The organism is Billgrantia pellis (assembly GCF_008297955.1).
In the GTDB taxonomy this organism is placed as follows: Bacteria; Pseudomonadota; Gammaproteobacteria; order Pseudomonadales; family Halomonadaceae; genus Halomonas; species Halomonas pellis.
Map to the genome: position 1 here is coordinate 886,762 of NZ_VTPY01000003.1, position 14,885 is coordinate 901,646.

Sequence of the window (14,885 nt, forward strand, 5' to 3'; positions counted from 1 at the left end):
CAGTGGGCACGGGCGCACCCACCCCACTGTTAAAGGCTGCGCATTCTAAGGTCTAGCGGGGTGAGGCGTCAAGCGGAAGGGCCAACCTCCCGCCCGACGCCGTCACGCGCCGCCTACAGCTCGTCTTCGTCCGAGTCGAGTGCGGTGAGCTGGGCACCCAGCTCCTGCTCGACGTCGAACGCCGACGGATGGAGCAGACGTTCGGTATCTTCCCGCTTGCGACGACGCTCCTGATGGTGAGCGAGCCCCGTTCCCGCCGGGATCAGGCGACCCACCACCACGTTCTCCTTCAGGCCACGCAGGTAATCCCGCTTGCCGGTTACCGCCGCCTCGGTCAGCACCCGCGTGGTCTCCTGGAAGGAGGCTGCGGAGATGAACGACTCGGTGGCCAGGCTGGCCTTGGTGATACCCAGCAGCACGCGCTGGTACTTGGCCGGGAACTTCTCGGCCTGTTCCAGGCGGGCGTTCTCCTCGAGCACCCGGACCAGCTCGACCTGGTCCCCCGGAATGAACTCGGAGTCGCCGGCATCGGTGATCTCCACCTTGCGCAGCATCTGACGCACGATCACTTCGATGTGCTTGTCGTTGATGCCCACGCCCTGCAACCGATAGACCTCCTGGATCTCGGCGGTGATGTACTTGGCCAGCTCCGCCACGCCCAACAGCCGCAGGATGTCATGCGGGTTGCTCGGGCCGTCGGAGATTACCTCGCCCTTCTCCACCGTCTCGCCTTCGAACACCGCGATCTGGCGCCACTTCGGAATCAGCATTTCGAACGGATCGCCGCCGTCTTCCGGCGTGATCGTCAGACGCCGCTTGCCCTTGGTTTCCTTGCCGAAACTGATCGTGCCGCTGATCTCGGCCAGAATCGCCGGCTCCTTCGGCTTGCGCGCCTCGAACAGGTCCGCCACGCGGGGCAGACCCCCGGTGATGTCCTTGTTGCCCGACGCTTCCACCGGGATACGTGCAACGATTTCGCCGACCCCAAGCTTGGCGCCATTGTCCACCGAAACGATCGCCTTGCCCGGCAGCAGGTACTGCACCGGGGTATTGGAGCCCGCTACGCTGACTGGCTCGCCGCTCTCGTCGGTAAGCAGGATCATCGGACGGCTGTCGCGGCCGGCCTGCGGGCGCGCCGCCGACTCGATCACCTCGATGGAGGAGAGGCCGGTCATCTCGTCCACCGTGCGGTGAATGGTAACCCCTTCGACCATGTCGACGTACTGCACCTTACCCTCGACCTCGGCGATGATCGGGTGAGTGTGCGGATCCCACTTGGCCACGACCTGACCGGCCTCGACCGCCTCGCCATCCTTGATCGACAGCTCGGCGCCGTAAGGCAGCTTGTAGTACTCGCGTTCACGGCCATGCTCGTCGGCCACCGCCAACGCACTGGAGCGAGACACCACCACCAGCCGGCCATCGGCACGCTCGACGAACTTCATGTTGTGCAGGCGCACCTTGCCGCCATGCTTGACCTGAACGCTGTCCACCGCCGAAGCGCGAGACGCCGCACCGCCGATGTGGAAGGTCCGCATGGTCAGCTGCGTACCCGGCTCGCCGATCGACTGCGCGGCGATGACGCCCACCGCTTCGCCGATGTTGACCTGATGGCCCCGCGCCAGGTCGCGGCCGTAGCATGCCGAACAGACCCCGTGGGTCGACGCGCAGCTAATGCCGCTGCGCACCACGATCTCGTCGACGCCCATGGTGTCGAGACGCTCGCACCAAGCCTCGTCAAGCAGCGTACCCTTCTCGATCAGGATCTCGTCGGTACTCGGGTCGATGACGTCCTGTGCTACCACGCGACCCAGCACGCGCTGAGCCAGCGAGACGATGATGTCGCCGCCTTCGATGACCGGATGCAGGGTCAGACCCTGTTCGGTGCCGCAATCGGTTTCGGTGATCACCACGTCCTGGGCCACGTCGACGAGGCGCCGCGTCAGGTAACCCGAGTTGGCGGTCTTCAACGCCGTATCCGCCAGGCCCTTGCGTGCACCGTGGGTCGAGATGAAGTACTGCAGTACGTTCAGGCCTTCGCGGAAGTTGGCGACGATCGGCGTCTCGATGATCGAGCCGTCCGGCTTGGCCATCAGCCCGCGCATTCCCGCCAGCTGGCGGATCTGGGCGGCACTACCCCGGGCGCCGGAGTCGGCCATGATGAACACGCTGTTGAACGAGTCCTGCTCGACGTCGTTGCCTTCGCGGTCGACCACGGTCTCCTTCGAAATGCCCGCCATCATCGCCTTGGCCACCTTGTCGTTGGCCTTGGACCAGATGTCGATGACCTTGTTGTATTTCTCGCCGGCGGTAACGAGCCCCGAGGAGAATTGGTCTTCGATCTCCTTGACCTCGGCCTCGGCGGCCTCGACGATCTCGGTCTTGGCCTCAGGGATGACGAAATCGTTGACGCCGATGGACGCCCCCGACCAGGTCGCCATACGGAAACCGGTGTACATCAGTTGGTCGGCGAAGATGACGGTCGCCTTGAGTCCGGCGCGCCGATACACCTCGTTGAGCAGCTTCGAGATGGCCTTCTTCTTCATCGCCTGGTCGACCAGTTCGAACGGCACGCCGTCAGGCAGAATGCGGAATAGCAGCGCGCGACCCACGGTGGTGTCGTAGAGCGTGCGTTCAGTGCTGTGCTCGCCGGTCTCCTCGTCGACGCGCACCTCGGTGAGACGCACCTTGACGCGGGCGTGCAGCGATACGTTCTGGGTGCCGAAGGCGCGCTCGACCTCATTGAGGTCGGAGAACACCATGCCCTCGCCCTTGGCGTTGATCTTCTCGCGGGTCATGTAATACAGACCCAGCACCACATCCTGGGACGGCACGATGATCGGATCACCGTTGGCCGGCGACAGCACGTTATTGGTGGCCATCATCAACGCCCGCGCTTCGAGCTGGGCTTCCAGCGTCAGCGGCACGTGAACCGCCATCTGGTCGCCGTCGAAGTCGGCGTTGTAAGCGGCACACACCAGCGGGTGCAGCTGGATCGCCTTGCCCTCGATGAGCAGCGGCTCGAAGGCCTGAATGCCCAGGCGGTGCAGGGTCGGCGCACGGTTGAGCAATACCGGGTGTTCGCGGATGACGTCGGCAAGGATGTCCCACACCTCGGGCAACTCGCGCTCGACCATCTTCTTGGCCGCCTTGATCGTGGACGCGTGGCCCAGCGACTGCAGCTTGGAGTAGATGAACGGCTTGAATAGCTCCAGCGCCATCTTCTTGGGCAGGCCACACTGGTGCAGGCGCAGCGTCGGGCCCACGGTAATGACCGAACGGCCGGAGTAGTCGACGCGCTTGCCCAGCAGATTCTGACGGAAACGTCCCTGCTTGCCCTTGATCATGTCGGCCAGGGACTTCAGCGGGCGCTTGTTGGAACCGGTGATGGCACGACCGCGGCGGCCATTGTCGAGCAGCGCGTCCACCGCCTCCTGCAGCATGCGCTTCTCGTTGCGCACGATGATGTCGGGCGCGTTGAGGTCGAGCAGCCGCTTGAGGCGGTTGTTGCGGTTGATCACCCGACGATAGAGGTCGTTGAGATCGGAGGTGGCGAAACGGCCACCATCCAGCGGCACCAGCGGACGCAGGTCCGGCGGCAGCACCGGCAGCACTTCCATGACCATCCAGGCCGGGTCGTTGCCGGAGTTGTGGAACGCCTCCAGCAGCTTGAGACGCTTGGAGAGCTTCTTGATCTTGGTTTCGGAGTTGGTCTGCGGAATCTCCTCGCGCAGGCGCTCGACCTCCTCGACGAGGTCGATATCCTTGAGCAGTGCCTGGATCGCTTCGGCGCCCATGCGGGCGTCGAAGTCGTCACCAAACTCCTCGAGGGCCTCGAAGTACTGCTCGTCGTTGAGCAACTGGCCACGCTCGAGCGTGGTCATGCCCGGGTCGATGACCACGAAGCTCTCGAAGTAGAGCACCCGCTCGATGTCGCGCAGGGTCATGTCGAGGAACATGCCGATACGCGACGGCAACGACTTGAGGAACCAGATGTGCGCAACGGGGCTGGCCAGCTCGATGTGGCCCATGCGCTCGCGGCGCACCGCCGCCTTGGTCACCTCGACGCCGCACTTCTCGCAGATGATGCCGCGGTGCTTCATGCGCTTGTACTTGCCGCACAGGCACTCGTAGTCCTTCACCGGACCGAAGATCTTGGCGCAGAACAGCCCGTCCCGCTCCGGCTTGAAGGTGCGGTAGTTGATGGTCTCGGGCTTCTTGACCTCGCCGTAGGACCAGGAGCGAATCATGTCCGGAGAGGCGAGCGAGATCTTGATCGCGTCGAACTCTTCGGACTGTGACTGCGATTTGAGGACTTTCACCAAATCTTTCATGGAGTCGGCTCCTAGCTCTCTAACTCGATATCGATGCCCAGCGAACGGATCTCCTTCACCAACACGTTGAAGGATTCCGGCATGCCGGCATGCATGGTGTGGTCGCCGTCGACAATGCTCTTGTACATCTTGGTGCGACCTTCCACGTCGTCGGACTTCACCGTGAGCATCTCCTGGAGGGTATAGGCGGCACCGTAGGCTTCCAGGGCCCACACCTCCATCTCACCGAAACGCTGACCGCCGAACTGCGCCTTGCCGCCCAGCGGTTGCTGGGTGACGAGCGAGTAGGAGCCAGTGGAACGGGCGTGCATCTTGTCGTCCACCAGGTGGTTGAGCTTCAGCATGTACATGTAGCCCACCGTGACCGGGCGGTCGAAGGCGTCGCCGGTACGCCCGTCGTACAGGGTCATCTGGCCGGAGTCCGGCAGGTCGGCCAGGCGCAGCAGCTGCTTGATCTCGCCCTCTTGGGCACCGTCGAACACTGGCGAGGCCATCGGCACGCCACCGCGCAGGTTCTTCGCCAGCGCGATCACCTCGTCGTCGGTCAGCGAATCGAGATCCTCGACCCGGGTTCCCTCGGTGGCGTTGTAGACCTCGCCCAAGAACTTGCGGATCTCGGCGACCTGCTGATCGCGAGCGTCGCGCAGCATGGCCTCGATCTTCTGTCCCAGCCCCCAGGCCGCCAGGCCCAGGTGGGTCTCGAGGATCTGCCCCACGTTCATCCGCGACGGCACGCCCAACGGGTTGAGCACGATGTCCACCGGCTCCCCGTTGTCGTCGAAGGGCATGTCCTCCACCGGCATGATCGCCGAGATGACGCCCTTGTTACCGTGACGGCCGGCCATCTTGTCGCCCGGCTGGATACGACGCTTGACCGCCAGGTAGACCTTGACGATCTTGAGCACGCCCGGCGCCAGGTCGTCGCCCTGGGTCAGCTTGCGCTTCTTGTCCTCGAAGCGTTCTTCCATCTCCTTGCGACGCCCCTCGAGCTGCTCGTCGGCCTGAGCCAGGAGCTCGTTGAGCGACTCGTCCTGCAGGCGCAGCTTGAACCACTGCTGGCGCGGCAACTCCTCAAGATAGCTGTCGGAGAGCACGTCGCCCTTCTTCAGCTTGGGACCGCCGTTGACCGCCTGGCCGGAAAGCGTACGCTTGAGGCGCTCGAAGGTGGCGTCCTCGGCGATGCGGTAGGTCTCCTGGAGGTCCTTGCGCACTTCGTCGAGCTGCATCTGCTCGATGGCAAGCGCGCGGGAGTCCTTCTCCACGCCGTCGCGGGTGAAGACCTGAACGTCGATGACCGTCCCCTTCATGCCGGTGGGCGCCCGCAGCGAGGTATCCTTCACGTCGGAGGCCTTCTCGCCGAAGATCGCCCGCAACAGCTTCTCTTCCGGCGTCAGCTGGGTCTCGCCCTTGGGCGTGACCTTACCCACCAGGATGTCGCCCGGCCCCACTTCGGCGCCGATGTAGACCACACCGGCTTCGTCCAGCTTGGAGAGCGCCGATTCGCCGACGTTGGGGATATCGGAGGTGATCTCCTCCGGGCCCAGCTTGGTGTCGCGCGAAACGCAGGTCAGCTCCTGGATGTGAATGGTGGTGAAGCGATCCTCCTGCACCACGCGCTCCGAGAGCAGAATCGAGTCCTCGAAGTTGTAGCCGTTCCAGGGCATGAAGGCGATGCGCATGTTCTGGCCCAGGGCCAGATCGCCCATGTCGACGGACGGGCCGTCGGCGAGAATGTCGCCACGTGCCACTGCGTCGCCCGGGCGCACGATCGGGCGTTGGTTCATGCAGGTATTCTGGTTGGAGCGCACGTACTTGGTCAGGTTGTAGATATCGACGCCGGCTTCGCCGCCGATGATCTCGTCCTCGTTGACCCGCACCACGATACGCTTGGCGTCGACGGAGTCGATCACGCCGCCACGACGCGCCACGGCACACACGCCGGAGTCGCGCGCAACGAAACGCTCCATGCCGGTGCCGACCAGCGGCTTCTCGGCGCGCAGCGTGGGCACCGCCTGGCGCTGCATGTTCGAGCCCATCAGAGCGCGGTTGGCGTCGTCATGCTCGAGGAACGGGATCAGCGCCGCGGCCACGGAAACCACTTGGCGCGGCGAGACGTCCATCAGGGTGACCTGCTCGGGTCGCATGAAGGTGGTTTCGCCCTTGTGGCGCACCTGCACGAGATCGTCGACCAGCTTGTTCGATTCATCCACGGTGGCCGAGGCCTGGGCGATGACGAAGTCGCCCTCCTCGATCGCCGAGAGGTGCACCACCTCGTCGGTGACCTGACGATCCACCACCTTGCGGTACGGCGTTTCGAGGAAGCCGTAGCTGTTGGTGTGGCTGTAGGTGGCCAGCGAGTTGATCAGACCGATGTTGGGCCCTTCCGGCGTTTCGATCGGACATAGGCGGCCGTAGTGCGTGGCGTGAACGTCGCGCACCTCGAAGCCGGCCCGCTCGCGGGTCAGGCCGCCCGGGCCGAGCGCGGAGACGCGTCGCTTGTGGGTGACCTCGGAGAGCGGATTGTTCTGGTCCATGAACTGCGAGAGCTGGCTGGAGCCGAAGAACTCCTTGACCGCCGCCGCCACCGGCTTGGCGTTGATCAGGTCCTGCGGCATCAGGCCTTCGCTCTCGGCCATGGAGAGGCGCTCCTTCACCGCGCGCTCGACGCGCACCAGACCCACGCGGAACTGGTTTTCGGCCATCTCGCCCACGCAGCGGATGCGGCGGTTGCCCAGGTGATCGATATCGTCGACTTCGCCGAAGCCGTTGCGGATATAGATCAACTCCTTGAGCACGTCGAGAATGTCGCGGTTGTCGAGCACGCCGGAACCGGTGTCGGCTTCGCGACGCAGCCGGCGGTTGAACTTCATGCGACCGACGCCGGAAAGGTCGTAGCGGTCTTCGGTGAAGAACAGGTTATGGAACAGCGTCTCGGCCGCTTCCTTGGTGGGCGGCTCGCCGGGACGCATCATGCGGTAGATCTCCACCAGTGCCTCGAGCTGAGAGCCGGTGGTATCCAGACGCAGGGTCTCGGAGATGAACGGACCACAATCGAGGTCGTTGGTGTAAAGGGTCTCGAGCGAGGTGATACCCGCCTGGCCCAGCTTCTCCAGCAGCTCGGGCGTGATCACGCTATTGCACGGGCAGATCAGTTCGCCCGTGTTCGGGTCGACTTGATCCTTGGCCAGGGTCTTGCCGAACAGGTAATCCATCGGCACCTCGAGACGCTCGAGGCCGGCTTTCTCCAGCTGCCGAATATGCTTCTGAGTGATGCGGCGACCTTCCTCGACGATCAGGTTGCCATCGGCATCCTTGATATCGAAGGTGGCGGTCTCGCCGCGCAGACGCGACGGCACCAGCTCCACGGAGAAGCCGGACTTCTCGATGTGGAAAGTGCTGGTATCGAAGAACTCGTCGAGAATCTCCTCGGCACTCATGCCCAGCGCGCGCAGCAGCACCGTGGCCGGCAGTTTGCGGCGGCGGTCGATACGCACGAAGACGTTGTCCTTGGGATCGAACTCAAAGTCGAGCCAGGAGCCACGGTAGGGAATCACCCGAGCGGAATAGAGCAGCTTGCCGGACGAGTGGCTCTTGCCCTTGTCGTGATCGAAGAACACACCCGGCGAGCGGTGAAGCTGGGAGACGATGACCCGCTCGGTGCCGTTGACCACGAAGGTACCGTTCTCGGTCATCAGGGGGATTTCCCCCATGTAGACTTCCTGCTCCTTGATGTCCTTGATGGCCTTGTTCGAAGAGTCGCGATCATAGATGATCAAGCGAACCTTGACCCGCAAGGGTGCGGAGTAGGTGACACCACGCAGCTGGCACTCCTTGACGTCGAACGCCGGGGTACCGAAGCGATAGCTGACGTACTCGAGCGCGGCATTACCGGAGAAGCTCTCGATCGGGAACACGGACTTGAAGGCCGCATGCAACCCCACCTCGAGACGCTCATCGGCCGAGCGGTCCTGCTGGAGGAAGTCGTAGTAGGAATCAAGCTGGATCGCCAGCAGGTAGGGCACATCCATCACTTGGGGCAGTTTGCCGAAATCCTTGCGGATGCGTTTTTTCTCAGTGTATGAGTAAGCCATCTGTATTCCCCAGCTTGTTCACCATGGGTGACCGATGCGTGGTCGGCGCCGCCCGACGAGACGCCCCCGTCAGGCGCTGACGGCAAGCTCCACAGGGGTAGCTCGCCGTCGGGATTCTTCTAGCGACGCTGCGTCAGCAAGGCGCTAGTGCAACAGAAAAAGGCCGGCAGCGGGAAGGCCCGCCACCAGCCATGGAAGCTTACGCAGCGCGTGAAGCCATGGAAACCAAAGGGTTACTTGAGTTCCACGGTGGCGCCGGCTTCTTCCAGCTTCTTCTTGGCCTCTTCGGCCTCGTCCTTGGACATGGCTTCCTTGATGGTTGCCGGAGCGCCGTCGACGGCACCCTTGGCTTCCTTCAGGCCCAGGCCAGTGATCTCGCGAACGGCCTTGATCACGTTGACCTTCTTGTCGCCCGCGCTGGTCAGCACCAGGTCGAACTCGGTTTGCTCTTCGGCGGCGCCAGCGTCACCGCCCGCAGCCGGGCCGGCCACGACGGCAGCAGCGGCGGAAACGCCGAACTTCTCTTCCATCGCCTCGATCAGTTCGACGACTTCCATGACGGACATGTCGGCGACGGCGTTGATGATATCTTCTTTGGTCAGTGCCATTTCGATAATTCCTAACTTTGCGGGAGCCTCGGCGCACCGAGTACTCGTCTGTTCAGTGTTCGATTCAGGCAGCAGAAATCAGTTCGCCGATCAGGCGGCCTGCTCCTGCTTCTGGTCGCGCAGCGCGGCCAGCGTACGAACCAGCTTACCGGCGGATGCCTCCTTCATGACGGACATCAGCTGAGCGATGGCCTCGTCATAGGTCGGCAGGGTCGCCAGACGGTCGATGTCGCTTGCCGGGATCAGCTCGCCTTCGTAGGCCAGCGCCTTGACTTCGAAGTTCTTCTCGTCCTTGGCGAACTCCTTGAACAGGCGGGCGGCAGCGCCCGGATGCTCGGTGGAAAACGCCAGCAGAGTCGGACCAACGAAGCTCTCGTTCAGGCACTCCCACTGAGTGCCGGAGAGGGCGCGGCGTGCCAGGGTGTTGCGAACAACACGCAGCTGGACGCCATTCTCGCGTGCCTGCTTGCGCAGACCGGTCATTTTCTCGACCGTGACGCCACGAGAATCGGCAACTACGACGGAGAGAGCGCCCTTGGCCGCTTCACTGACCTCGGCAACGATCGCCTTCTTGCCTTCGAGTGCTAGTGGCACAGTGATCACTCCTTCGTGCCGGAACCTCGCAGAGCGGGCTCCGGGGTTACCATCTCTTCCAGCGCCGCAAGCAGCGGCTGGAAGTCCTGGGTGATGGTGCTCACCAGCGTTCTGGCGGCCACACCATCTGCGCAGGCACCCACTTGGGGAGATTAAGCCACCCCCGCCAGGGGAGTGGCGCCTGCGGTCTTTGACGGCGCCCCTCGCCACCTGGCAAGCAGAAGGCTCGGGGACCGCAAAGTTCTTGCTACTCGTCTTTCACCTGCCCTTAAGCCAGGGCAGAGTGGTCGATGGTCAGACCCGGTCCCATGGTAGTGGACAGGGTGACCTTCTTGAAATAAATGCCTTTGGACGTGCTCGGCTTGAGACGCTTGAGGTCGGAAACCAGCGCTTCCAGGTTGCCCCGGATGGCGTCGGCATCGAAATCGACCTTGCCCAGGGTGGTATGGATGATGCCGTTCTTGTCGGTACGGAAACGCACCTGACCCGCCTTGGCGTTCTTGACCGCTGTCGCCACGTCGGGCGTCACGGTGCCGACCTTGGGGTTCGGCATCAGGCCGCGCGGACCGAGGATCTGACCCAACTGACCGACAACGCGCATGGCGTCCGGCGAGGCGATGACCACGTCGAAGTCGAGCTGGCCCTTCTTGACCTGCTCGGCCAGGTCGTCCATGCCGACGATATCGGCACCGGCTTCCTTGGCGGCATCGGCATTGGCGCCCTGGGTGAACACGGCGACGCGCACGTCCTTGCCGGTACCGTTGGGCATGACGGTCGCACCACGCACCACTTGGTCGGATTTACGCGGATCGACGCCCAGGTTAATGGCGACGTCCAACGACTCCTTGAACTTGACGGTGGACAGCTCGGCGAGCAGGGCCACGGCCTCTTCCAGCGAGTACGCCTTGGTCGGGTCGACTTTCTCGCGAATCATCTGAGCGCGCTTGGAAAGCTTGGCCATGATCACAGACCCTCCACGTTGAGGCCCATGCTACGGGCACTACCGGCAATGGTACGCACCGCGGCATCGAGGTCGGCAGCCGTCAGGTCCGGCTCCTTGGTCTTGGCGATTTCCTCGAGCTGCTCGCGGGTCACGGTACCGACCTTCTTCTTGTTCGGCTCGCCAGAGCCGGACTTGATGCCAGCGGCCTTCTTCAGCAGGACGGCCGCGGGCGGGGTCTTGGTGATGAAGGTGAAGCTGCGGTCGGAGTATACGGTGATAACCACCGGCGTCGGCAGACCCGGCTCAATGTCCTGGGTCGCAGCGTTGAACGCCTTGCAGAACTCCATGATGTTCACGCCGTGCTGACCCAGCGCGGGGCCCACGGGGGGACTCGGATTGGCCTTACCGGCTGCAACCTGCAGCTTGATGTAAGCCTGTACTTTCTTGGCCATGATGCACTCCAGTTGGGTAATAGCGCCTTGCGGCTCCCCGGGTTAAACGGCCACCGAAGTGACCGCACAGCAAATCATCGATCGAGAAACGTCACTCTTTCTCGACCTGAGAGAATTCCAGCTCGACCGGCGTCGCCCTGCCGAAGATCAGTACGCTGACCTGCAGGCGACTCTTGTCGTAGTTGACCTCTTCCACCACGCCATTGAAGTCGGCAAAAGGGCCGTCGACGACGCGCACGGACTGGCCCGGCTCGAACATCGTCTTGGGCCGGGGCTTGTCGCTACCGTCCTTCACCCGACGCAGGATGGCATCCGCCTCCTTTTGGGTAATGGGGGCAGGCTTCTCCTTGGTACCGCCAATGAAACCCATGACCCGCGGCGTCTCGTTGACCAGGTGCCAGGTCGCGTCCTCCATCTCCATCTCGACCAGCACGTAGCCGGGATAGAACTTGCGCTCGCTTTTGCGGCGCTTGCCGTCACGCACTTCGACGACCTCTTCGGTCGGCACCAGGATTTCGCCGAAGCGATCCTCCATGCCGTACATCTTCACCCGCTCCTTGAGAGAGCGCATGACATGCTTTTCGAAGCCGGAGTAGGCGTGTACGACGTACCAACGCTTGGACATGAGAACTCCTAACCGATGACGCCGGACATCGCCCAGCCAAGTAGGGTGTCGATCAGCCACAGCATCAGCCCGACGATCAGCACGGCAACGAGCACGATGGCGGTCGTCTGCACGGTTTCGGGTCGGGTCGGCCATACCACGCGCTGAATTTCTTTCTTGGCGTTCCTGGCAAGCTCGGCCAACTCTCGCCCCTTGGCGGTCATCAGCGCGATCGCCGCGGCTGCCGCGCACAGCACGACAACGCCAAGCACACGATAAAGGATTGCCTGGTCGGCGAAATAGGCGTTACCCACCACCGCCAGAACCAGCAACGTGACGACAACCGCCCACTTGAGCCCGTCGTGGCGCGACTCCTGCACCTCGGCGTTATGTTTCATGCAAACGAGACTCCTCAGGGTGCGGCAATCGAGTGTTCGTAAAGAAGGATGCCAGCCTGGGGAAAGCTGGCAGGCCAGGAGGGAATCGAACCCCCAACCTGCGGTTTTGGAGACCGCTGCTCTGCCAATTGAGCTACTGGCCTGTATCTGATATGCACCATCCTTTGCAGATGGCATGCACAACAGCGGGCGCCATGATAGCGAAGGTCTCGCAAGCTGGCAACCCCTTCCGGCACGTCGACACGTCCGGAAAAGAAAAAGGCGAGCCTCGGCCCGCCTTTCGCTATTTGGAGCTCATGGACGGATTTGAACCGTCGACCTCACCCTTACCAAGGGTGTGCTCTACCCCTGAGCTACATGAGCGCAACCTCTGGCATCGCAATGCCTGGAGCGGGCAGCGGGAATCGAACCCGCATCATCAGCTTGGAAGGCTGAGGTTCTACCATTAAACTATGCCCGCCTACCCACTCTTCCCAATCCAGACCTCATCGATCTTGATCGGCTCATCTGGTGGAGGGGGAAGGATTCGAACCTTCGAAGCTTTCGCGGCAGATTTACAGTCTGCTCCCTTTGGCCACTCGGGAACCCCTCCAGATGGCGGACTATTCTACCGCCTACCGAACCCCTGTCAAGCGCTTACTTATCAGCGACTTGCTCGACACTCACCCCCTCGGGCGAGCCTGCGGCCTCGGAACGCGCTGCATTGTGTCAAAGCAGCATTGAGAATGCAAGTCCGGCCCTGATTTTTTCGAGGCCGGCCGGTTGCGGAACTCGGGGCGCCCCCGACATGCGCCCGGCGCGCTCGGCAGCGGTAAGTGGAAAGCAGGCTTCCAGGCCGCCGTACACCATGTCAGGCCAGACGGCGTGGGGGGATTGAACACCGCGTGCCACGACGCGAGCATCGCCGCCGGTCAGCAACATCGGCAGAGCGATCCCTTCACGATCGCAAACCTCGGCATAGATGCGGTTCACCGCACTGACGGCAGCCAGGTAGATCCCATGATTGACCGCCTCGACGGTGCGCTTGCCCGGAAGCAGCAGCTCTTCCGCCTCGCTGTCAGGATCGATCGCTACATTGCGCGTGCCCAGCTTGAGGCTCTCCTTCATCAATCTCAGACCGGGAATAATGTAGCCGCCTAGATGCCTCCCCCCCGGCAGTACGAAATCGATCGTGATGGCGCTGCCACAATCCACCGCGCAGCATCCTCCAGCCAACTGATAGCCGGCCAGCACTCCCAACCAGCGATCCACTCCCAAGCGATGCGGCTCCTCATACCCGTTGACAACCCCCAACGCTTCCGACACCGAGCGCGCCACATGGACATGGCTGACGCGGCTCTGCAACAACGCCACGGTCTGCTCGAGCACGGCTTGCCTGGCGACACTGGAGATCCTCACCGCCTCGACCACATCGAGATCGGGAATGTCCGAGCCCGGCCTCCATTCCTCACGGGTCCACACGGCGCCACGCGAACGAATCTCGCTGCTGTCGGCATCCTTCAGGCGCCACTTGGAGAGCGTATTGCCAATGTCAAGATCCAGGATCATGAGCGCCCACGCACGCTGATTTCCCCCCCTCCCAGACGCTCACGCCTTTCGCCATGCCGGATCCACAGGTTGCCCGCCTCGTCCACCGATTCCGCTACCGCAGTGAGCCGCTCCGCCCCCCGATGCACCTCGACGTCGCACTCGGCAAATGCATGCCGAGCGTTCCATTCCTCCTGCCAGGCGGCAAAGCCCAGCGTCTCGTAGCCGGCAAGCAACGGCATCAGCTCGTCCAGCAACTCTGCTGCCAGCCGATTGCGTGACAGCTGCGGCGCTTGGTCGTGCACTGCCGCGACACGCTGTTCGATCCGTGCACGGAAGGCCTGGGGCAAGTCAAAGTTGATTCCCATGCCCACTACGACTTCGCAGGGCCCGGCGGTGTCACCGCTGATCTCGACCAAGATACCTGCCAGCTTGCCCAACCGACCTTCATCATCCTCCAGCAGGACATCATTGGGCCATTTGAGCCTGGGCCTGACGCCATGCTGTTCCAGCACTCTGGCCAGCGCCACGCCGATGGCCAGACTCAGCCCTTCCAGAGCCGTTACGCCGGTCTCGAAACGCCAGCCCACCGAGAGCATGAGCGCCCGTCCCCAGGGAGTCGACCAGACACGCCCGCGACGGCCTTTCCCCGCACTCTGCTGCTCGACCAGACAGACCTCACCATGGCCCGCCCCCTGCTCGAAGCGCTGACGGATGAATGCGTTGCTCGAGGGCAGCGTCTCCTCGACGAACAGGCGGGCGACATGCAGCCTCCCACGTCGCGACAGCCCTGCCACGATGGCACTGCCATCAAGCAGCTGCAGCGGGGCTGACAAGCGATAGCCCTGCCCCTTGACCGCTTCCAGCGGAATGTCCATTGCCTCGAGTTTCTTCAGCTGTTTCCAGACTGCGGTGCGGGAGACGCCCAGCCGCTCCCCCAATTGCTCACCCGAGTGGAACTTCCCATCCCCCAGGAGCCGGATCAGATCGCCGATGGTCATGCCCTAGTGCCCCAACCGGGAAAAGGCCCATTCTAGCGGAACAGCGCAGCCGCCGGAAACGCACTGATCGGAAAAAGAAACCCCGACCAATTGGCCGGGGTTTCTGAAGAGATGCCTGACGCTCCGGGCGGCGCTCCGCTACGCTACGTGGGAGGCCCCCAAACGACGAAACCCAGCCTCTCTCGAAGCTGGGTTTCTGAAGAGATGCCTGACGATGACCTACTCTCGCATGGGGAAGCCCCACACTACCATCGGCGCTGAGCGGTTTCACTGCTGAGTTCGGCATGGGGTCAGGTGGTTCCCACTCGCTATGGTCGTCAGGCGTAAACGGTT

General features: G+C 63.0%; 10 protein-coding genes, 4 tRNA genes and 1 rRNA gene. All 15 read right to left on the reverse strand.

The genetic code is table 11. The annotated features are described in order from the left end of the window. Window positions 1-113 precede the first annotated feature (113 nt). Window positions 114-4,334, reverse strand: coding sequence for a DNA-directed RNA polymerase subunit beta' (gene rpoC, locus F0A17_RS10075; RefSeq protein ID WP_149328173.1), 4,221 nt, complete (start codon window positions 4,332-4,334; stop codon window positions 114-116). 11 nt (window positions 4,335-4,345) lie between these two features. After that, window positions 4,346-8,425 carry a DNA-directed RNA polymerase subunit beta gene (rpoB, locus tag F0A17_RS10080; protein WP_149328174.1) on the reverse strand — a complete coding sequence of 1,360 codons (4,080 nt, stop codon included), beginning with the start codon at window positions 8,423-8,425 and terminating at the stop codon, window positions 4,346-4,348. Window positions 8,426-8,658: 233 nt separating this feature from the next. After that, window positions 8,659-9,033: a 50S ribosomal protein L7/L12 gene (rplL, locus tag F0A17_RS10085; protein ID WP_111413331.1), complete on the reverse strand. Its 375-nt coding sequence runs from the start codon at window positions 9,031-9,033 to the stop codon at window positions 8,659-8,661. Between the two features lie 90 nt (window positions 9,034-9,123). Next, window positions 9,124-9,627, reverse strand: a complete 504-nt coding sequence (gene rplJ / locus F0A17_RS10090; RefSeq protein ID WP_149328175.1) for a 50S ribosomal protein L10 — start codon at window positions 9,625-9,627, stop codon at window positions 9,124-9,126. A 268-nt stretch (window positions 9,628-9,895) separates the two neighbouring features. After that, the gene (gene rplA / locus F0A17_RS10095; RefSeq protein ID WP_149328176.1) at window positions 9,896-10,588 is read right to left on the reverse strand and encodes a 50S ribosomal protein L1; all 693 of its coding nucleotides are present in this window, start codon (window positions 10,586-10,588) and stop codon (window positions 9,896-9,898) included. A gap of 2 nt (window positions 10,589-10,590) precedes the next feature. Then, entirely contained in the window at window positions 10,591-11,022 is a 432-nt protein-coding gene (rplK, locus tag F0A17_RS10100; RefSeq protein ID WP_071943762.1) for a 50S ribosomal protein L11, read from the reverse strand. Window positions 11,023-11,113: 91 nt separating this feature from the next. After that, window positions 11,114-11,647: a transcription termination/antitermination protein NusG gene (nusG, locus tag F0A17_RS10105; protein ID WP_149328177.1), complete on the reverse strand. Its 534-nt coding sequence runs from the start codon at window positions 11,645-11,647 to the stop codon at window positions 11,114-11,116. Window positions 11,648-11,655: 8 nt separating this feature from the next. Further along, complete coding sequence (gene secE, locus F0A17_RS10110) at window positions 11,656-12,024, reverse strand: preprotein translocase subunit SecE (protein ID WP_149328178.1); 369 nt, start codon at window positions 12,022-12,024, stop codon at window positions 11,656-11,658. A gap of 67 nt (window positions 12,025-12,091) precedes the next feature. Then, window positions 12,092-12,167 (reverse strand) — tRNA-Trp (locus F0A17_RS10115). A 145-nt stretch (window positions 12,168-12,312) separates the two neighbouring features. Continuing rightward, window positions 12,313-12,387 (reverse strand) — tRNA-Thr (locus F0A17_RS10120). A gap of 23 nt (window positions 12,388-12,410) precedes the next feature. Then, window positions 12,411-12,484, reverse strand: a tRNA-Gly gene (locus F0A17_RS10125). A gap of 48 nt (window positions 12,485-12,532) precedes the next feature. Then, window positions 12,533-12,616: transfer RNA gene (locus F0A17_RS10130), tRNA-Tyr, on the reverse strand. Between the two features lie 116 nt (window positions 12,617-12,732). Further along, window positions 12,733-13,572 (reverse strand): type III pantothenate kinase, encoded by an 840-nt coding sequence (locus F0A17_RS10135; protein ID WP_149328179.1) that lies wholly within the window; start codon window positions 13,570-13,572, stop codon window positions 12,733-12,735. Then, window positions 13,569-14,552, reverse strand: a complete 984-nt coding sequence (locus tag F0A17_RS10140; protein WP_149328180.1) for a biotin--[acetyl-CoA-carboxylase] ligase — start codon at window positions 14,550-14,552, stop codon at window positions 13,569-13,571. Before F0A17_RS10140 ends, F0A17_RS10135 begins: the two co-directional genes overlap by 4 nt. Window positions 14,553-14,758: 206 nt before the next feature. Next, window positions 14,759-14,874, reverse strand: a 5S ribosomal RNA gene (rrf, locus tag F0A17_RS10145). Window positions 14,875-14,885: the final 11 nt, after the last annotated feature.

Coding starts and splice junctions, on each gene's coding strand:
- secE (WP_149328178.1), bottom strand. CDS start 12,024: ATGAAACATAACGCCGAGGTGCAGGAGTCGCGCCACGACGGGCTCAAG.
- rpoC (WP_149328173.1), bottom strand. CDS start 4,334: ATGAAAGATTTGGTGAAAGTCCTCAAATCGCAGTCACAGTCCGAAGAG.
- rplK (WP_071943762.1), bottom strand. CDS start 11,022: ATGGCCAAGAAAGTACAGGCTTACATCAAGCTGCAGGTTGCAGCCGGT.
- rplA (WP_149328176.1), bottom strand. CDS start 10,588: ATGGCCAAGCTTTCCAAGCGCGCTCAGATGATTCGCGAGAAAGTCGAC.
- F0A17_RS10140 (WP_149328180.1), bottom strand. CDS start 14,552: ATGACCATCGGCGATCTGATCCGGCTCCTGGGGGATGGGAAGTTCCAC.
- F0A17_RS10135 (WP_149328179.1), bottom strand. CDS start 13,572: ATGATCCTGGATCTTGACATTGGCAATACGCTCTCCAAGTGGCGCCTG.
- rplL (WP_111413331.1), bottom strand. CDS start 9,033: ATGGCACTGACCAAAGAAGATATCATCAACGCCGTCGCCGACATGTCC.
- nusG (WP_149328177.1), bottom strand. CDS start 11,647: ATGTCCAAGCGTTGGTACGTCGTACACGCCTACTCCGGCTTCGAAAAG.
- rpoB (WP_149328174.1), bottom strand. CDS start 8,425: ATGGCTTACTCATACACTGAGAAAAAACGCATCCGCAAGGATTTCGGC.